Source organism: Flavobacterium sp. KACC 22763 (assembly GCF_028736155.1).
Classification (GTDB): domain Bacteria; phylum Bacteroidota; class Bacteroidia; order Flavobacteriales; family Flavobacteriaceae; genus Flavobacterium.
In genome coordinates this window covers 1,914,061-1,935,399 of record NZ_CP117879.1, presented here as the reverse complement: position 1 = coordinate 1,935,399, position 21,339 = coordinate 1,914,061, and the positions used below count along the sequence as shown (strand labels likewise).

General features: G+C 34.9%; 13 protein-coding genes. 10 read left to right on the top strand and 3 right to left on the bottom strand.

All coding sequences use genetic code 11. The annotated features are described in order from the left end of the window. Nucleotide 1: 1 nt before the first annotated feature. The 3 genes from PQ463_RS08135 to PQ463_RS08125 form a co-directional block, all read right to left on the bottom strand. Nucleotides 2-5,161 carry a S1 family peptidase gene (locus PQ463_RS08135; RefSeq protein WP_274257157.1) on the bottom strand — a complete coding sequence of 1,720 codons (5,160 nt, stop codon included), beginning with the start codon at nt 5,159-5,161 and terminating at the stop codon, nt 2-4. Beyond that, nucleotides 5,145-6,353 carry an AVAST type 1 anti-phage system MBL fold metallo-hydrolase Avs1a gene (gene avs1a, locus PQ463_RS08130; protein ID WP_274257156.1) on the bottom strand — a complete coding sequence of 403 codons (1,209 nt, stop codon included), beginning with the start codon at nt 6,351-6,353 and terminating at the stop codon, nt 5,145-5,147. The genes PQ463_RS08135 and avs1a overlap by 17 nt, the downstream gene beginning before the upstream one ends. Nucleotides 6,354-6,625: 272 nt before the next feature. Next, complete coding sequence (locus tag PQ463_RS08125) at nt 6,626-7,924, bottom strand: DUF6602 domain-containing protein (RefSeq protein ID WP_274257154.1); 1,299 nt, start codon at nt 7,922-7,924, stop codon at nt 6,626-6,628. A 564-nt stretch (nt 7,925-8,488) separates the two neighbouring features. Between PQ463_RS08125 and PQ463_RS08120 the strand changes: the two genes are divergently transcribed. The 10 genes from PQ463_RS08120 to PQ463_RS08075 all read left to right on the top strand — a co-directional run bounded on the left by PQ463_RS08120 (nt 8,489) and on the right by PQ463_RS08075 (nt 21,278). Then, on the top strand, nt 8,489-9,631 hold the full coding sequence (locus PQ463_RS08120; protein WP_274257152.1) for a caspase family protein: 1,143 nt from the start codon (nt 8,489-8,491) through the stop codon (nt 9,629-9,631). Next, nucleotides 9,628-10,728 (top strand): hypothetical protein, encoded by a 1,101-nt coding sequence (locus tag PQ463_RS08115; RefSeq protein ID WP_274257151.1) that lies wholly within the window; start codon nt 9,628-9,630, stop codon nt 10,726-10,728. The genes PQ463_RS08120 and PQ463_RS08115 overlap by 4 nt, the downstream gene beginning before the upstream one ends. A 14-nt stretch (nt 10,729-10,742) precedes the next feature. Next, nucleotides 10,743-11,828 carry a ComEC/Rec2 family competence protein gene (locus PQ463_RS08110; protein ID WP_274257148.1) on the top strand — a complete coding sequence of 362 codons (1,086 nt, stop codon included), beginning with the start codon at nt 10,743-10,745 and terminating at the stop codon, nt 11,826-11,828. A 400-nt stretch (nt 11,829-12,228) separates the two neighbouring features. Continuing rightward, complete coding sequence (locus PQ463_RS08105; protein WP_274257146.1) at nt 12,229-13,665, top strand: hypothetical protein; 1,437 nt, start codon at nt 12,229-12,231, stop codon at nt 13,663-13,665. 62 nt (nt 13,666-13,727) lie between these two features. After that, nucleotides 13,728-15,134, top strand: coding sequence for a hypothetical protein (locus PQ463_RS08100; RefSeq protein ID WP_274257144.1), 1,407 nt, complete (start codon nt 13,728-13,730; stop codon nt 15,132-15,134). Nucleotides 15,135-15,324: 190 nt separating this feature from the next. Next, nucleotides 15,325-15,993, top strand: coding sequence for a hypothetical protein (locus PQ463_RS08095; RefSeq protein WP_274257142.1), 669 nt, complete (start codon nt 15,325-15,327; stop codon nt 15,991-15,993). A gap of 43 nt (nt 15,994-16,036) precedes the next feature. Next, a complete protein-coding gene (locus PQ463_RS08090; protein ID WP_274257140.1) occupies nt 16,037-17,875 on the top strand; it encodes a hypothetical protein in 1,839 nt (612 codons plus the stop codon). Between the two features lie 256 nt (nt 17,876-18,131). After that, a complete protein-coding gene (locus PQ463_RS08085) occupies nt 18,132-19,034 on the top strand; it encodes a DUF932 domain-containing protein (RefSeq protein WP_274257139.1) in 903 nt (300 codons plus the stop codon). Between the two features lie 355 nt (nt 19,035-19,389). Next, nucleotides 19,390-20,901: a MauE/DoxX family redox-associated membrane protein gene (locus tag PQ463_RS08080; RefSeq protein ID WP_274257138.1), complete on the top strand. Its 1,512-nt coding sequence runs from the start codon at nt 19,390-19,392 to the stop codon at nt 20,899-20,901. Nucleotides 20,902-21,005: 104 nt separating this feature from the next. Continuing rightward, a complete protein-coding gene (locus PQ463_RS08075; protein ID WP_274257137.1) occupies nt 21,006-21,278 on the top strand; it encodes a DUF6520 family protein in 273 nt (90 codons plus the stop codon). Nucleotides 21,279-21,339: the final 61 nt, after the last annotated feature.

Here is a 21,339-nt window from a genome sequence, read left to right as displayed (position 1 = left end):
TTTAAATGTCAATTTCATCAAAAATTTCATCCATATTGCAAAGTGAAACCCTATGATTTATTGCAATATTTAGCGAATGTTTAACTACATACTCAAATCTTGTAGGCCCATTAGTACTTTCATAGAAGCTTCGGTTGACATAATCGTCGGATTTAATAAATTCATTGATAGACAATGGTGCAATGCACTGGTTTATTGTACTGATGAGCGTTTCACAAAAAAAATTATCTAATAAGTTTTTTTCATTCAGCCTGCTGATATTCCATTCTATAGACTCTAGAAAGACTTCATCAATATCAACTTCAGCAGTAGGTGCAACCACTTCCGGGAAGCTTTTCCTAATTTCATTGTAAAGCTCGCTTTTAACAAAATCTTTCAGTATTGCTGCAATCCTAAAAAAGTTGTAACGAATGGTAAAGTGTCCAATTGTTGTAAATTCTTGTATATCTATTTTATCTAGGCAAGAACTTAAAGCAGCAGGTTGCGAGGCTGCTGTCTCTAAAAGGATAAATGATGCCCGTTCGGTGGAATATATCGGTTTACCACTTAAAGATTGCTTTATCAAAACTGGAACAATAAGTTTTGGGTCGGTGTTGCAAAGTAATGTGATGCAATTGTAAGCCGCTTCAGATATTCGATCGACTGGATGATTAAGGAGCCAGATAAGAAATGAAGCTACTTGAATGTCCGGATCTTCTTCATCATTTGATGTGTTTTCAATCCAGGAATATTTTTCAATTCTCTTCTGGTGCGGCTGGATAAGTTCTGTAAAATGTTCTGACACTAAGTCGTAAATTTTATGAGTCTGTTCAGCTGAAAATTTGTCCTGTAAAAACCATAAAAGCTGGCTCACTACGACCCACGGAATTTCATCAAATTCTTCTATAAATGGCTTTAATATTGACATGCCTTCTTCGGCGGAATCGATGAGCCCCTTTATAACCCTGCGTGCCTCACTATTTTCCGAGGAATAGTTTCCATGCCAGATCATGTACTTTTTGCTCATGAATGCATTTGTACCAGTATTGAGTAATCTTTCTCTTTCATCTGAAAGCTCTTTAAGGGATGAAGCTTCCATCAGAAATTCCGTGACTGGATTCCCTGGCTTGTCTTTACTATAAGAGTTCTCTATTTTTTGCGGTTCTTTTTTATCGATATTGTATTCTATTCCATATACTTTTAATAAAGATTGCAGCTCCAGCCTATTGGATTGATTCAATTCATCAAAAATAGATTTGAGATAATAATTTGCATGCCCTTGCGCATGAAGTTTTACCGCGTTACTAGCAATAAAAGGCAACAGAAATTTAACGGAGACAGTGTCTGTTTGGATGATACTTTGTAACGCATTACTTTGTATAGTCGTAAAACGATTAAGATATCTCTCGGTATCGGTATTTATAATGAATATTTGGCTCATTGCCCAGACTAGCTGACGTGATTTGATTTGGCTGTTTTCAAGAATTTCCAATATTGCTCTTTCCTCTGTTAAGCCGCCGGCTCCCAAAACATAGCCGTTGCCGGGTATTGGTGTGTCTATTTCATCATACTCTGCATTCTTGATTACTTGACTCGCATCAGGCAAGATTTCGAATTTGTAATAATCAAGTGCATTTTTAAGTTTATCATTTCTTATCAGGCCGCCTATAAAATGTTCTTTTTCTTGTCTAACGTACCTTTGAAAAGTCATCTCACCAGAAGCGAAATCCAAAAGTCCAGCCAAAGTTTTCAGAGCTGATAAAACAACGCTGCCTTTATCTGGTAGTGACATCACTCGGCCAATAAGTGCAAGCTGATCTTCCTTGTACCAGCTTGGGCCCATTGACGTTTTAAGCATTTCTTGAAAAACTGCCTTGGCTTTGTTACTATTTCCGGCTAAGCCATATATCTCCATTATTTTAAGCAATTCGGGTGTTCTTTCCCACCTGTTATAAACGTTCTCAATAATGTGTGATTCCCAAATTTTCAAAAGTTCCTCCAAAGCATTACCAAAGTCTTTTTTGATTAGTATTTTACATACTTCATAGAGTGTTCTCCTAAAACCTTCTGAGTATAGACCAAGCTGCAATCTACTCATGCGCGAGATAAAAAAATCAAATAACCGTTGAAAAACCTCTGGTAACAACTTAACTGAAATTTCAAAACATTTGCTATAAATGATAGGGAAAAGGTATTCCGGTAAGTGATAGGCACGATCCCATTTGCTTCTCTCATCTAATGAAAAATTGATTGCTTCAAAAACCCTTAATAATTCTTCTTCGGCAGAAGCAAAATTTGAATCTACCGCACGGCACCATAATAGTCTGCCTTCTATATAACCCAAACTTTGCAGTATGGAGCTAGAGTAATTTTCCCAATTCTTATATCTATTAGTAAGGCTTCTTAATGGAACAAAGTTTTCAGTCTCATCAGTGTAGCCTTCGCAAATTGATCGAAAAAGAAGATTATATATTTCATCAAATTGAAGATCTACTCCATTAGGAGCGCGGAGATTAAATTCTTCATTTTCAGTTGTTTTGTTTTTTAAAATCAGAGTCCTTAATAAATCACAGTCAGAACTATTGTTGAGCAATGCCAGTATGATATTTTTCGCATGCTCTTGCTTGTAACCATAATCGCGCACCAGAACTTCCAAATCTTTAACTAGAAGTTTAAAATGCTCGTTTTTATCAACAATGATGTTATTATAATCATTAAATTCATCAAAAAATAATATGCTCAATGCACGAATGTTTGCCCATCCATCATCAATATCAATTTTCATTTTTTCATGCACCATTTTAGATGGAACAAAATAATCGATACTGCGCAGTGCATATGCATTTATCCAACCGGATCCAAGCTCACGTAATGCATATATATCGTCAGCGCCTTCATTCTCATTAGCTTTTCTAGCACCGTCTTCTACATTTTTCAGCATGGCCAATATACCCATACATCTTTGAAAACCTGTCTTCGGATTATCACTGATGGATAAGGCGTTTGCTCTGATAATTACTTCAAACATGTCTACATTCATCCCGTCATTTGAACGTATTCCCTCTTCAATGAATTTACGGTATCTTTTTTCTAATGATTCATATAAAATATTGGCCTCGTCAATTGCCTTGTTCTCATAAAATAATTGTAAAAAGTTAACAGCATCATAATTGCCAATAAGCAGGTCTGCATCTCGTACGAGATATTTAATAGCTGCGTCATATTTTCCAATAGAGATTAGAGAAAAGGCAAGCAGGTTCGCATGTTCTGTAAAAATACTGTCATAGCGGAAATCAATCCTTTGTAGTAACAGCAATAAACGGATTGTGTCGAGTGTCAGTTTTAACTCTATTGACAATCTGATTACCTGCTTGATATCGTCTAAAACCAGATCAGGAGCAACATCATTCATTGCACATCGGTCTGCCCATGTTTGGTTGCATTGTTGAACAGCAAATGATTTCTTTGAACTCTTTGAATAATGGTAAAGTAGGTTATTAAGTGATAGATCTAATTCAAGTTCTGATGCTAGAAAACTAGAGATATAATCATTTGCAAGTGGTTCTTCTCGCTTTGTCTTTGAGACTGCATAAATTTTGAAAGAGTTGTGATAAATTTCAAGATAATTTTCACCAGAAAATAAATATTTTATCGAATCAAAATTAGAGGTAAATGTTAGTTTTAGCGATTCAGGTAATATCTGATATGCTTCGTCTGTCGAAATGGGTTGACGGACTTGTGAGAATATTATGATAATCCAGAGCTTGCTTGGATTTTCATAAAATCGATCCCATAGCGAATCATAGTAATTGGTGATATCTCCCTGAATTATGGGGATCTTTTTCAGCCATTCATCAAACTTCTCATCAAAAAAATCCGGTTCACAGTTCTTTAAGAAATTAATAAGATAACGCAAATACAGAGGATGTCCTTCAGATTTTTCAGCAAGAGCCTGAACCTCTTCAACTGATATAAGATCTTGCCTTAACTCTTCAATTATAAGCCCTTCACACTGGGACATTGAAAGCGGAGTAACTAGTATCTGCTGTTCTGCAGCGATTAAATTTTTGTAGTGCGAGGGTAAAATTTGCGGAGATGTTGCGGACAATAGTATTTTTATTCCTTTTGGAACTGATGTAGGGAGTACTCCAAGGAATTCCTCCAGTAAGGGAACTTCATCAAGTCCGTCGATAATTATGCAGACCGTTAGTTTTTTTGCCAAGTGATAAGCTGCAAACTCCTCCAAAAGATTTTTCATCCTTAGAAGCCGCTGTTCAAAAGAAAGTTCATCTTTGGGCAGCCGCTGCCCTGTTATGGTTGTTGAAATCACGTTTTCCAAATACTCTAAGAAAAACAGCTTGGATCTGCGAAGGGCCAATGGCTCATTATCATTTGGAATTTTCAGAAAATACCGACAAGCAACTATTGTTGTTTTTAGACGTGGGGAAAAGGATGCTGAAAGTGTTGATTTACCTGATCCAGGTGAGCCGTATAGTAAAAACCAGCTACTGTCAGTTTCAAGAGCTTCTTCAAGTCTGGTTATCACGGCACGGTTTGGTCTCGAGGTAGCTATTTGTTCTTCAAAACCATGAGGAATGTGATATGCAGGCAAATTCTCGTCGAATTCAACACCATTCGATCCCAAGAATTTGGATGCTTTCAAAACACTTACAATTGAAAGTCGTTCATCTAATTGTCTTCGTACAATTCCGGCGACTTTTCCCTCAATTATTACCGGAGCTCCTGAAAGTCCCTCGTGATCGAATTTCGGGTCAATATCAAGCTCATTTATTATAAAATCGCTTGCATCATCGTTTATAGATTGGCTAATTTTTCCATTTAGACTGACCCCCAATTGGCGCGATGCGTATGGGAAGCCATAAATCTGACACGGTTCCCTTAAACGAAGTATGCTTGCTTCCAAAGGCAGAGAATCTAGGTCATCTACATCGCAGGACAATAAACATAGATCTAGATCAATCGAAGTTGCTACAACTTTGCATTCAACTTTTCCTTCACTTCTTTGTATAAATATCTTTTGGTCATCTACATAATCTGCGATGACATGAAAGGCTGTAAGGATTACATTTCTCGAGATTACAAAACCAGTTCCCTGGTCGCTTCCGCAATGAATTTCCAGACAGGATTGCAGTACATGCGAGTGATTAATTAATGGTTTCATGCAACGTAATTTTTATTGCCGCACCTTCCGATACAACGCATTTGTAATTGTATTTTTCTTTCATTTTTTCATCGTTAATATGACTGATAATTTCCAGTGGATAGTTGAAATATAAGGTTCTTTGGTAATCTGTTTTTCTTGTAACGATTCTGGCGATGGTTTCCATATCAGGATGTCCAAAAGAATTTCCATTGGTCGAAATAAGAAATTTTTTTGAATCAATTAAGTGCAGCAATTCGTCATTGGTGTTGACAGCACTTCCATGGTGCGCAACTTTAATAGCGTCAAAGTAGAGCGGAAACTCATAATCAGCATATAAAAGTTTTAAGCTTTCAATTATTACAGAAGGATGAGAATCGCCTAGGAAAAGGATTTTAGAGTTTCCGGATTGCATTATAAATGATATTGAGCTTCCATTGGCAGGAGCATTGTCCTCTGAGAACTCCGTCAACAATAATTTTTCGAAGTCCAAGTTATAGCTTGCAGAAATATTCTTTTCCCGATTAACTTTCATTTCTTTTGCGCTGGCAATTACAAATTCAAAGGCATCATCAATAAAATCGGAACTGGATAAGTCATTTACGTATCCCAGCTTATAAAGCTCCTTTAGCCAATAATCTTTTAGCTTGTCTAATTTAAATTTGTTTGGAGAAAGAATCAAAAATGAGAAGCTGCCCTCAAAAAGAGCTTCTTTGTGAAAAACAACACGTGAACCTGAAAAGTGCTTATTCCAGTTGTACAAACCTTCATGAATTAGCTTTGCAAGTGCTGAGCCTTTTTTTACACTTACATCCCTTTCCTTTTCTAATAGCTCTTCTTTTAGTGATACAGTTGTTTTCATTTCTGCTAAACTTTTTAGAGAATCTGAAAAAAATTTTTTATCATCACCTTCTCGAAATTGTAAATGTCGATAAGAATTATGCCATATATTTTTGATGTCAATAAATTTTACGTTGTTATTTTCTTCTAGAAGTTTATTAATTCCAGAAATATGATCTCCATCGATATGTGTAACAACGATCAAATCCAGAACTTGCTGTTTCAGTTTTAGTTCTTGAAGTTTAGGTTTTAAAAAGTTCCTATATGTATTAACATATCCACCGTCAATCAGAACATTTGTGCCTTCACTAGAAACTAAGAAACTGTCGCCATTGAGTGCGGGAAAAAAAAAAATTTCAGTAGTTTTCTCCATTTTTTTTGTGAGCTGTTTTTATATTACCTGCAAAACAAATATAAGAATAAAGAAACTAATCTATTTTTGCCTTGCGAAAAGAACAATCATTTAGAAACTATATTTTATAGACTTCCTAATGCTTCAAGGCATCTAAAGTAGAACCAATATAAGTTTCTATGTGATGCCTTAATTTTTATCTGTATGTCAGTTTTGTTACTTTTCTTCTTCGTGAATCATCAGCGCATAAAGGCCCTTAGGTATGAAAGCCGTAAATTTAGATGTAATATGGTTTAAGTTTTTGAATTACCAGCGGGCTGTTTGTTCATCCAGAAAAACATCTCACCGCTTTTATTTTCTCCAATATAATTTTGCCCATTTCCTAATGCAATCACTGGTAAATCAATTAATAGCAATATTTCATCATTTTCCTGATAAGCGATTCTTTTGGCTGTTAATGACTTTATGAGTTCCGTGACTTCAACATTTTTGGAGGCTAAGAATTTTTTAAGTTCCTCGTCGCATTTTATACGGCCATTTTTTACAAGTGTCTTTAGAATTATTGTTTCATTTTCATCAATTTTAACTGGTTCCCATTCCATTTTTTTTGGTGCTTCAGCGAGCTGCTCATCACTAAAAGAAGTATAGTTGTATTCCCAGCCAAAATACGATTCATCTATTTGGTTTTCTTTGCAGCTTAAGAATTTGTGAAAACCTTCGGGAGAAAAATCATCACCAAATATTTCTGAGCCCAGGCTGAACCTGTAACTCAATCTGGTCCAGATCATTTCCAGGAGTAAAAACATAGGTTTTTCATTAGTGGTAAACAAAATCTGCCAGAAAAATTCCTTTCGATGCTCTAGGGGATAAGCAAAAGGCATTCCTATATTCTTAATTATCGAATTCTGGCCGCAGATCAGCAGATCGGGAAAGTTAACAGGACTATAGTTGGGTTTTGGGCCTTCTGTGACAGCATCCTTAAGGAGGTTATAAAAACTTTCACGGAGGGCATTCTCCTTTTTATAGCTTTCATACCCAATCAATATTCTAATGGGCCAGAAAGCCTGTAGCTGCAGGTAATGATACATCATCTGTTCTCTCCATGAGAGATCGGGCAGCTGTTCATATGATGGCAGATTCTTGCCGACAAGTAATTTGTAGGAATCAGACAGGATTTGATTCATATATTGCTCTCCGTCCCGAGGTTCGGAAACCTCTATAACGGATCTTAAATTTTCGTGTGCATCATAAATGTCATTTTTGTATAGTTTTTTTTTGACCTGCACTACAGCTACTACGTCGCGGATATGATATTTATATTGATTTGAAAAAGATATTTTTTTGCCATCACCAATAACGATCATGCAGTCCATTTCTTTACTTAATCTGCCGCTGTCATTATAAATAAAGCTATTGTTTACTATTTTCAGATTAAGCCCTGAAAAAATAGATTTATTTAAAATTTCTGAAGTTAATCCTTCATACATGTTGCCTATGGTTACTGTATGCTTGATATCAGAATCATTTAAAGATATCTGTTCAAGTCCTGTTTTCTTAAGTTGCTCGAGAAAATCTGAAATAGTATTAATCATATTGTGATTTATTTAGATTTCCAAATATACTGAAATGTAGATGATTATGCTTTATGCATTTAGGTTCTCGATATAAAACTATGACTACTTTAGCAATAGTAAATTATGCTAAATGATGGATTTTGAAACTGATCTAAAGAGGATTTTATGGCATGACCTTGGGACATTGAGTTGCTGACATAATAGATGTTAAAAGCAATAGTGATTTTACAATCGACAGCCTTTAGTAAATGGCCTAAAAAATATTTGAGAAATCTAATTAAGGTTGTTTCCATTAGATAATTTGTTGCCGGTTGGATGTTTACTGATATGTTATTTAATTGCATATAGGAGATGGGGTTGGTGAAGAGGAGTGCTCAAGACAGTAAAGTATTGTGCGATAACTCAAACAAAGGCAACAGTAGTTGGGAGATTAAGATTTTGAATCAAGATTTTAGACTGGATTCTGATTTTAGGAAGTTTGGATTTTGTTAAAAACAGGTGTAAATACCTATAGTTTTTCTTTTAATTGTCTTTATTTTGCTTTTATTTTATCATGATTTTTAAAACTAGCCACCTTAAAATATGAGTTTAATATTTGAGAATAAAACGGAAGGCCCTAAAATGCATGTGCTGTTAATAGGGGTCGGAGGTTATAGATATCTTAAAGAAGGAATGGAGCCGATTGATCAAGAGTTTGATGTTGCAAAGGATCTTGAACAGTTGACTTCTCCTCCAGTATCTGTTGAAGCTTTATATAAATGCATAAAAGAACTCCATGATGCTGAGAGATGGATAGTGCCATTGGGAAGTGTGCAGATATTATTGTCAAAAGCTCCACAAGGAAAAGAAGTTTTTCCGGGGGAGGATTTAATTCCAGCAACAATTGAAAATATTCAGAATGAATACGAAAAGTGGAAAAAACGATGCGATGAAGATTCTGATAATGTAGCTTTTTTCTTTTTCTGCGGGCATGGATATGAAAAGGATTCATTGCACCTCCTTTTAGCGGAAGATTTTGCCAAATCATCTCTGAATCCTTTTTCTGGAGCATTTTGTTTTACGGAAACAAGAGTTGGATTTCAATCTTGTAGAGCAAAAACACAGCTGTTTTTTATAGATTCATGCAGAGGTCTTACCAATGATATGCTTCTTAATAGGTTCATGGCAAATCCTCTTGATCCGCCTTCCCACACTCAGACAAACTGCCTATATGATCTAACGCAGCAATCTGTGGCAAGGAACAAGAATGCTCAAGGCAGAATGAACAGCATTTCACATTACACAAATTCACTTATCAAAGCGCTTCACGGCGGCATTTCAAAAAAGAAAGATGATGGCTGGGTCGTTTCGACAAGTGGAATATGCGGAGAAATGAATACCCTTATGGGTATAATGAACCCTGGAAATGCAGGAATCGAGAAATGCAGCACTTCCTATAGCGACAGCATCGACCTCCTTCATCATCCAGAAGCTCCGCAGGCCGAGATAAATATAATGTGCTGCCCAGATGAAGCGCACAGTGCCGCGGGTTTACACTGCAGTAATCTTGATACAGCAGATGAATATAGAAGAGAACCAGAACCTCAGCCCCAACCCTGGATATTTCAAGGTAGCGCGGGAATGTATAGGATTTCAGCTGAATTCAATGATAATTCTTTTTCTAACCACGTGGAGTATTATCCGGTTGAACCGCCTTTTATGAAAACAAAAATTTATATCAAATGATTAGGTCAACCATTAATATAAATATGAATTTCCAGAATGATTCAGAGTTGAAACAATTGGAGATTCTCGACTCAAATCTTAATGTAGTTATATTTAAGTGGACTACAGAGTCTAGTTATAATGCTCTCCTTAAGGAAGGCGTGTATGCTGTCAGGGTTACGGATCCTAGAGGAATAGAGCATCTAAGAAGTTTTATTGCGGGTTCAGAACCTAATATTTCTGTAAATATTGGGAATGACGACAGTTTAAACGAAGAGAAGTTTAATTACAAAACATCTAATTGGAAAGATATTGACATGCAATATCTAATGAATTTTCAGTATCCTTACGATCAAAAATTCAGATATGATTACAATTTTATTCATGAGTTTTTATCTGAGCGTTATCGTGAAAATGTTTTTCCAGTAAGTATTTTCAATGAAATAGATCTAAATCAGTCCTATAAAATTAGCACCTTAGAAAAACCAAATTCCAGACTTTATCTGAAATATGGAGGGATTAACTTTCTAGTGAAACTGCCTATTAATGAGGAAATAAACATTTCGGTTTCAAATAACCGAAGCACAAGATCGAGTCATGAACTCTGCTTTACAGTTGAGCTTGGATCAAAAGAAGCTGAAACACTTTTAAGGATGCTTTCAATAGGAGAGATAGGAAAAGCAAAAAGCCTTTTTGAGCATATTAATTATGCGGAAAAACTTCTTTATGATAAGATAGAAAATCCTTCGTACGCTTCATTAGGAGGCTATTTTCTTTTGCGCACTAATTCAATCGAGAACCTGCACCACTGGCCGAAAAATCTTGCAGATTGGTTTGACTGGCTTCCGGACGGATGTATTATACATGCAGCACAGTTGATGCGTGGACCGAATCCGGATCTTCTTGAAATCAGGGATTATCTTCTGGAGGCTTGCCGAAGAGGAATACCGCAGTTTACAGACGGTTTAAAACTTCTTCATGAAGGTTTAATGAGGCTACATTATATGAATCAGGAGGATGAGGTAATTATCGCTGCATATAAAGAAGTCCGCAACTGGCTGTCCTGCGCTGATTCTGCCAGTGCATTTACGGTTTTGCGCAGCAGACAGAAATTATAGATAAAAAAAGGATTATGAAAAATGTATTCAATGTTAATGCGCTTCCAGCCACATTTGGCGATTGTCTTCTTGTTGAATATGGAGACGACAAAAAGTTAAATCGTATCCTCATAGATGGAGGGACAGGGGGGACAAAAGCTTCAATCAAAAAAATATTCAATCTTCTTCCTGAGGATGAGAAAGAATTGGAATTGCTTGTTGTAACTCATATCGATCAAGATCATATAGAAGGAATTTTATCAATTCTGGAAGAGAAGGCACTGCCTTTCAAAATTAAATCCATTTGGTATAACGGCTATCTGCATCTTCCAAGCGATGATACCGAAAGTTTCGGTCCGGCACAGGGCGAACGACTGACTGCGGCAATACTTAGGCATTCACTCAAATGGAATACTGAATTTAATGAAAAAGCAGTTGTAGTCCCTGATAATGGAGAGCTGCCTGTCGTAATATTGGGCGGGGGGATGAAATTAACACTTTTATCGCCAACAAATGAAAAGCTGCGTCTTCTGCGCCCTGTATGGGAGAAAGAACTGGAAGATAATGGATTGAAAGCAGGTTTTGGATATAATATGGAGGACGAAGGCGAGGCGGATGATACCGAAAAATTTGGTAAAGGATTTTTTAATATCGAGGAGCTTGCGGCTAATCCTTTTAAAGAAGATAGTAGGGAAGGCAATGGAAGCAGCATTGCCTTTAAAGCTGAATATTGCGGAAAATCAGTACTCTTCTGTGCAGATGCGCACCCTTCAGTATTAATCGAATCATTAGATAAATTAGGAAAGGAAGTTCATGAATTTGATTTGGTAAAAGTTTCGCACCATGGAAGCCATAGCAATACTGGTCCGGATTTTCTAAAAAAGATTTCCAGTGCCAGATTCCTTGTCTCGACTAATGGCAGCAGATACAAACATCCCCATGCAGAAGCTATCGCACAGATTATTGTTTCGGATAAAAATCATAAGGAAATTATTTTTAATTATAAAACTGAGTTTAATTCAATGTGGGACAGCAAGATTTTGAAAGATAAACATAATTATAAAGCAATATATTCTGAAAACGGCTGCAATAGCTTGACAGAATTATTTCCTAATGATTAAAAGAAAATCTCCAATTTCTACTTTCACACGTATCACTAAGTATTTTGAAAAAATAAGTTATGGATCTGCAGGATGGAATTGAAAGATATGTGATGGCGCAGGAAAATGTCTACCATCAGATATTTGGATGAAATAAAAAAAGAAAGAAACAAACAAACAAAGCCATTGGATGTGGAATGCTTGAATAATCGGATATTGGCGTTATGTTTTTTATTTTGAAACTGCGCAGAATAACTGCGCAGAATAGCTGTTATTTTGAATCGTAATCAGCAGTAAATGTTTAAAAAATCAAATCAGTTTTAGAATAAAAGAAAAGATGATCCAGCTTTACAATATTCTGATGATTTGAGAAAGCGAAGAAGAATCTAAATATTTACGGCCTTTAAAATCAAAATGAATTATGAGTCTAGTTTATACAATTACATCAGGATATTTAGAATGCCAGGATGAGAAGGTAGATATTCCTTTTGCTTTAGTGTTTTTAGAAGACGGAATTTACAGGCTTGAAATAAATCTTGAAGATCATTCCCTGCATAAGAAATATGAGTTTGCTTATTATTACAAACTAGTTGGCATAACTGAGAAAAAATATGAAATCGAATGTGCCGGTTTGTTGTTGACCAAACATAATAGCTATAATAACAAAATTGAGTTTAGACTGGATGGGGATGTTAAACTTGTCAAACCCAATTCTAAAAAACTTTCCAATGACGAAGAGGATTTCAGAGAGCGGATATGGTTTGTTGAACTGGAAAACTTTAAGACAACATTTGCAAATTTTACACATACTACAAGGAAGAGGGGGTTTAGTGATGTTGACGATTTTTTTACCAATACTATTCCGGATCATACTGAAACAACTTTGGTAATTGATAATTTGAAAGATAATGGCAATTATTTTAAAGTCAGGATCATTCAAAAGATAAATTCTCAAAATTTGCTGCTGGATTTTAGAGAAAGTGAAGGACACTGTAGATTGTATTATGATGATTATCTTAGTATTAAGAAAGATCTAATTTCCCTGTTATCTTTTATGAATGGTGCAGTTGTAAAAATTAGAAAGGAGTACATAGGAGAATTTTATGGACAAAGCAATACAGGCTACTTTTCACGGGCAGAAATAAATTACTCGTTTTTAAATAAATACGATGACAGCCATAATAATTATCTGCAGATAAATTATCACCATTCATACTCCAACAGGATTTTTTGGGAGATTTTTAGTAATTGCTTTAACAGATTCAGGCATTTTAATGAGATGCTGGATTTCAGCTCATTAATTTTTTCACTGAATGTATCAACTCAAACGATGGGTTTAAAAGAAAGATATTTTATACTCATCACAGCTTTGGAAAAAATTGCCAAAAAGTATTCTGAGAGTATAAATCAGCAGCCAGGTAATTTTATAGATAATGAGTTCTTCGAGAAACATATTAAAGCCAAACTTTTAGATTCAATTCTACCAGTAAAAGAGATTGATAAAAATGCCTGGAATCGAATGAATTCTATTCTTTCAAATTTAAACAAAAACAACAGTTCATCTAAAAACTTATTGGATTTTTTAATTTTTGCAAAAATTCCAATTAGCACAAGTGTTAAAAAAATGATCAAAAAAGAAAGGAATTCAGCCGTTCATGAAGGAAATATTGGAAATAGCAACGAAGAAATGTGGAAAAATTATTTAAAACTTGATCATATCTTAAGGGATGTTATTTTAAATCTAATAGGATATTTTGGATCTAGAAACAGGAAGGGGCTTTATGCCACAATTGATGAATTTGAACAGGCGAATCCAAAATATAATAACAGAGTATCAAATATTATAATAAAACCGTAGACTATACAATATTCGAAGGCTATTTATAAATTAGAAATTATGCTTCCTATCATCATTAGCTTATGGAAAAATATGAAAATATAAAAGAGGAACCAATTGCGGTTAATCTAACTGCTGTAATTGATTTTCTTTCTGAATTCAAAAAAATAAAGAATGGAAAAATACTTTCAAAATACGAGACTATCAATAACGTTGATATTGAGTTTTTTAATACCAGAGACTATATTGAATATAAAACCTCTTCACTAAAAAAAATAGATCAAAACATTGAATCTATCGGCTTTGGTATGCTTGATCCTTTTGAGATTTTAATCGGCGATAGAAGATTCCAATTGCTTAAAGGTGCAAAGTCCGCAAGATTTAAGCTGTCTGGACTTGAAATGAATGGAAAGATAAAAGAAATTGAATCTAATTTTTCGGACAGCAAAGGCTACTACAGGGCAATACTCTCGATTGACGGCTTTACAAAAATACCCAGTAATTACTTTTGGACAAAATCGTTCAAAATAAAACAGAATATAAGAGCCGCAGGATATCTGGAAATAAATATTGGTAATTACAGTTTGGGCTTGTTTGATTATATGATAGACAATCAAAATTATTTAATTCTTGAATGTCACTGCGAAACAAGCAGGATTGAATTTGAAAAACTGCTTGAAAGTATTCTATATTCATTTGCATTAGTAAGCGGATGTTTGGTCAAGGATGCCCAATATATTCTGAAATTTCAGGATCCTGATTTCAGCAGAGTTGAAGGATTTTCATTTAAAAAAAGCAATGAAAGTGTTATCACAAACAGAGAACTATACAATTACAGGGAGTATAAGGCATATTCTGGAGCCGATGGGTTGTTTTTTTTTCCAAAAAATATATTTTCAAATTTAGCGCAATCCTGCCGTAATGATGATATTTTGCTGCGTGCAGTAAGGATCATTTGCCAGTCAAGAAATCTTTCGGTAGAAATTGAAGCAGCTGCTATTTTTGTAGCACTAGAAACTGTAAAAGGTATTGTGATAAAGGAAAATAGCGAAAAAATTGCACCTTTCAAGGATCCAAAATTTGCAGATCAGATACTAAAAGAATTTAAGATTAAAATTGATTCTTTTGATGACAGTAACTTCAACAGTAAAAAGTCTGTTATAAATAAATTAGACAGCCTAAATCAAGTCGGAAACAACGAAAGCTTCAAGCTGGCTTTTGAATTGTTAGGATTTGAATTAAGCAAAAGTGACTTGAAATGCATAAGCATGAGAAACCGATTTCTGCACGGCAATATGCCTTATGATGACAAAAATGAAGTGATAAGAATGAAAGAGCTTACCAAAATAAGTCTGAGCGCTCATTTTCTTACCTGCTGCTTAATCCTGAAATATGTCGGATTTAATGGTGTTGTCAAAAACTTTCTCAAATATCTGGATCTAACAAATTGTATTGACGAAGTGGATGAAGAATTGTTCCGGCATATATAAGCAGGATAATTTTTTATTGATTAATTAAAATAAATATATTTGAAAGACTTTCCAATTTAAATTGTAATAAGGTTGTGACTGCATTTCTTTGACAATTAAAATGGATTAATCTTCCGAAAGAGATTTAAGGGGCACTCTATAAATTACTAAAAAAAATGCTGGGGAAACGAAAACTTTATCATAATTTAAAATGAAAAAAATCTTATTATTTATAATTCTAATCCCAAATTTTATTTTAGCGCAAGTAAATTTTGATGTAAGAAATGTTAATTGGGGAATGTCGATTAAAGAAGTTAAAGATTCCGAAAAATATTTAACTCCTTCTAGTGAACAAAATAATGAATTAGTTTATAGTAATATTGAACTTAATGAAGACATAACTTGCAGATTAATTTATTATTTCTCAAATGGTAGATTATCGCAACTTACTTATGTAGTGTATGGTCCAAAAGATAATAATTCAAGAGTAACTCCGGAACATAACGTTCCCATTTCATATAAAATTAATAAAGTTAAATTTATATTTGAAGCATTAATCAAGAAACAGATGACTCCTTTTTTTTTAGGTTGGAGAATCACTGGTACTAGGGGAGATGCAGATAAAAAACTAAAAGAAGGAAAGATTGACGACGAAACCATAAATTTGATCCAAACAGAATTAAATCGACTTAATGGCGATGGAGTAAAAATATCTTACGAGAGCAAAAGAAGTTGGGCAAGCTTTGAAATAAGACATTTTAAAAAAGAGGAATTTAATACTTGGTTAAAACATGGCGATGACTATTATAATACGTATTTATGGTTGAAGATAAGTCCTAGTATTGAAGTTGAGAAAGAAATAAAAAAGAGTGAATTCTAATTAAAAACATCTAAAAATACCTAACCTCAAAATTTTAGAATAAATGAACAAACCAAGTCCCGAAGCACTTGAAGAATTAAGGAAGCGTTGGGAAGAAATGCAGGCTATTCGTAAGTCACGAAGAACACAGGAAGAAATAATCAATGAGCTTTCATTATTAATTAGCGGTTTTCAAAAAGGTTCATTTCTACCTTATCTAACTCAAATGACGAGCCGTATTGACCAAAGGGAAACTTCAGAAGTCTTTAAAAACCTGATGTCTCCGATGAAGCAATTTGTATATTTAACAGATCTATATTTTTCAGTCGAGACTGGTGGAACTAAAGTAGGTATTTCGAAAGAAGAATGGGATAAAATTACTCGCTTGTTGAATGAAATTGAAATGACCTATTTCGTGGATATTGGCTTTAATGACGAAAACATAAAAGATAGTCCAAATATAGATAAAGTTTCGGTTTCATTACAAACTTTTCTAAATTACTTTGGGAATGCACAATTATCCTATGATGAGCAAACATTAGAAAGATTACAAAGAAACTGTGGCGAGTTTAATGAAGAAGTGAAAGAAATTCTCGGTTTTTCAGTAACAGAGTCAATTACTTTTTGCAGTCATATTAAAGATCTCATAAATAAAAAATATACAGATTGCAATTACTATTTTTTGAATCAGGAAGAATGGCCAAAACTAACGAAGAGATTCGTTGAAAGGGGAATAATTGACCCACGGGAATGGATAGATGAGCCCGAACTAAAGCTTATGAAAGATTTTGTGCATAAGCCAGGTTTTATATTTATTCAAAATGTGAGTGACATTTATGAAGTAAACTTACCAGCCAATACTACTAAACTATTAATTGAGTTTTTAACTTATGATGAAAATCAAAAAAAAGGAGAAATATTATATTATGCAGACAAAAATCCTTTTTTTGATACACCATTAATAAAACTTAATGAAGCTGAGTTTTTGTGTCCTCAATACAAATTTTTAATTGAGAGCTTTTATAATAGAATCAATTCTAAATTATCTGAAATAAAAAAAGAGAAATATACCCAATTTAGAAACCTGAAACTTGAGAAAAAAGTGGAAGAAGTTTTTAGAAAGTTATTTGGTAAAGAAGCTCTAATATTTGATTCTTACTATGTCGATAAAAAAAGGTCTGAACAAGACTTACTTATTATGTTTAAAGGTTTTTTCTTCATAGTAGAAATTAAGGACACTCTTTTCAGAGCGCCAATGCGTGATCCAATAAAAGCATTTGATAAGATAAAATCTGATTTCAAAAAATCAATTCAATATGGATATGACCAATGTGTCAGAATCGAAAATAAATTCGCGGAAGGAAAATCTTTTGAGATTTTTGACAGCAAAACTCACAAAAGCATATTCCAAATAAAACCAAACAAAATCAAAGATTATTTTTCTATAGTTGTTACTCAATTCAAATATGGGAATATTCAAACAAATCTTGAAAACCTATTAACAAAAGATGAAGAAGCACTATATCCTTGGTCTGTTTGTATAGATGATTTAGAAGCTTTTGTTCTTGCTTTAAAAAAACTAAAAAAAGGTATGGCAAGAACACAGTTTATAAACTATTTAAGACACAGAGAGGCCTACAACGAGCACTTAATATGTGGAGATGAATTGGAATTATGTGGATACTTTATAAATTCACCAAATGACTTTGAGAAATTTTCAACTATCGAGGAAACTTTTAATGCTGACCCAAGAATGTCTGAATTATTTGATGCAGAATATTATAATGGATTAGGATTTGAGAATGAAATTGACATAGAAATTAAGAGACATAGAAAAGTTAGACCTTATCAAAAGAAGTGGGAATTTGATATAGTTAGTGGAAATGACTTTATAAACAAATAATAGGCTGCGGGTAAAATTAACTACAAGAGGTTTGGGCGATTGGCTAAAGTTATTAAAACTAAGCAAAATTTGGCTTATAAATTTAATGCTAACACCGCTAAACAGTGGTTTAAAGAAATGGCAAGAATGTGTTAAATTCACGTTTTTCTTTCTCAATAAAATATTTACTCAATATCTAATAGAGATAAATTTTATTTGTTTTGTACCTTATTTGTACCATTGATTATTAAGTTGTTGATTTTCAAGTTGGTTATTTTTGAAGAAGAAAAGTAAAACTGAAGTATGCTGTCTTCATTCGAAACAGATAAAAAGGGCAGCCAAGATAGATCCAGCCGTTTGCTGCATGCGCATAATAGACTCCGTTTTACTTCGTCTACCCTTTGGGACTTATAGCACTCCGCATCCTTTAACTGCATTGATCTGTGCTTTCTTTTTTTCTGGAGATGGCATAATGTATGAGATCGCTGGTGCTTTGGGGAGGGGCGAGAAAATCTTTATCACTGCAAAACTCCCTAACTATATCCATGTGGGAAAGGAGGATCTCATTGAAAAATACCTTTTCCTTACCATCTTGCATGACGGAAGCGGGAGCATAACGGCTGCCTTTACGTCGATACGTATTGTATGCGCTAATACACTCAATGCAGCCATGCAGTCTAAAACCAATACGGTGCGCATTCGCCACACTTCAAATGCTAACGACCGTCTTGCGCAGGCACATAAAGTGATGGGGATTTCAGATACCTTGTCCAGCAGTCTGGAAGCAGTTTTTAATTACTGGAGTAAAACCGGCATATCAGATAAAGAGATTAAAAACCTAATCCAGCATGCTATGGCACCCAGCACGGAAGTGCTTAAAAAACTTCAGGAGGGAAGAGACGAGGAATTATCCGCCTGTTTTAATAATATGGTCGATAATGTTTTTGAATATGCCATGGCACATCCTACACAGCAGACAGCCACAACTAAAGGAACAGTCTTTTGCGCTTACAACGCTGTAACAGGATATTTTCAGAATGTGAAAAAATACAAAAATGAGGAAGCAAAACTTTGTTCTATCCTGATGGGAGGAACGGCACAGCTCCGTGGTCAAGCAGCATTTAATTTATGCCTTGATTTTGCTGTTAAAGGCTTTAGTTCCTATATGGTACAGAATTGAGTTTGTTTAAATTGGAATACAGGCTGTAAAAACGGCCTGTATTCTTATGCCGGCGTCGCTGCAAATCTTATGATTTACAGCGCTTTTATTCTGAAGATATGTTAAGATGAGGTTTGTTTGAAGCCGATTCCATATTTAATTTTATTTGAAGGGAATGAAAATCAGGACTTACAAAACAAAAGTTCTTTAAAAAAATCTTTACGAGGAAAAAAGAGGTGTTTTTTAAAAATTTTGGCTCCGTTTTTATAATCTCTTGTTTATGGTCTGTTTATACTTTTGAAGTAATCATTTTTATAGAAATTATTTTTCTAATCTAAATGTTTGCGTAATAAGTTTTAACCAAAGAAAATTAGACATGAAATTAAACTCAAATACTAAGGCTGCCATTTTTGAAACCACATGTTTGCTATATATTTTTCTGCTGGTTTATGCCGCTATGAATAAAGCGCTTGATTTTGAAAAATTCAAAGTAGAGATGGGGCAGTCACCGTTATTAAGTGCTTTTGCTGACTGGATGTCCTGGCTGGTGCTGATAATAGAGTTTACAATAGTCTTTTTTCTTTTATTTCCTAAGACGCGGACTAAAGCACTTTATGCAGGATTTTGCCTGATGTCCATGTTTACCGCGTATATTTTTATAATGCTGAATTTTAGTTCTTTTCTTCCCTGTTCCTGCGGTGGAATATTAGAAAATATGACCTGGAAGCAGCATTTCTTATTCAATGTTTTCTTTGTACTGATTGGAGCATGGGCGCTCTGGCTGCATAACGATAATAATAATTCTATAAATCGAAAGCTTGGATTTTCTTATGCTATCTGCTTATTTTTGAGTGCCCTTGTCAGCACAGTTATAGTGGTGGTTTTATTTTTCAGCTCAGAGGAAATAATGCAGCATCAGAATCCTTTTATACGCCGTTATCCCCATCATCCGGCAACTCTTATCGATACACTGGATTTAAAATACAATTCATATTATTTTGCTGGTTCAGGCAATGGCAATGTTTATCTCGGTAATCTGACAGTCCCTCTATATCTATTATCTATTGACAGTCTCATGCATCAGCAGAAAATAAGAATGACGCTGGATAAAAGCAGTTTTTCTTTCAAAGAGATTAAAATAAATGTAAATCCTCCATTTTTTTACTTGGCTGATGGCAGAACGCCTGCTATTTTTAAAGGCAGGGTAGATAATTGGAGGGCTGAACTGCAGCAGACACGACCGCCTTACTTTACAAATGCGATTCCAATAGACAGTTCAGCTGTAACATTTAATGGAATAAGCAGCAAGACGGGTGACAATACGCTGGGGATATTCCGTTTCGGGAACCATTCAAAGGTACATATGTCGCCTGAACTTCTACAAAAGCAGGTTGATGGAGTGTTTGATACTGAAGGCATGCTTCATTACAGTGAGGAAATGAAAAGGATAGTATATCTCTATGCCTACAGAAATCAGTACATTGTTGCAGATCAGAGCGGCAGGTTAGACTATAGAGGCAATACTATTGATACTATTTCAAAAGCGCAGATAAAAGTCGCATATCTTAAAGACCGGACTGAACGGACAATGTCAATACCTGCTCTTAATGTCAATAAAAGCAGCAGCGTCTGCGGGCATCTGTTATTTGTAAATTCAAATGTTCCCGGGCGCTATGAGCAGAAAGAAGTCTGGGAGCAGGCATCGGTCATTGACGTTTACGACCTTAGAAGAAAAACCTATCTGCACAGCTTTCATATCTATGGAATCGGAGATCAAAAGCTTCGAAGCTTTATGGTGACCCCAACGCATGTCTATGCTCTTATCGGCAGCCAATTGGCGGTCTACAGGCTTGGCGGGCAGATACGCCAAGAAATGAAGCTTAACTGAAATGAAAACTAACATTAGACAATATACCAGCGCTGAGTGTCAGGAATCAGATCGAACACCTGTAGAAAAAAGTAGATCATGTTTTAACCTTAAATTATAGTATTATGAAATCAATCGTTTTGAAAAAGATGATGCCTGCGGCAGTTTTTATGCTGGGCATCTCGGGAGCGTTTTTCACTATGTCAATGCAGAGCGCTGCAGAGGACGTGGTTCCGATCATCGGCTTTGTGCCAAGCGAGGATGACCCTTGCGATATTCCTGTTTCCTGTGATACCGCCCAAGGACAGCTTTGCCGTCTTTTTGGAGCAACAGGCCCGCAGGCTAAAGCAATGGACAGTCCCACAACCTGCAACAGGGTAGTGTTCCGTCCGCAGTAAAAATTAGGAACAATCCTTAAAAGGCAAATGCAGCTCTTTTAGAGCTGCATTTGCTGTTTAA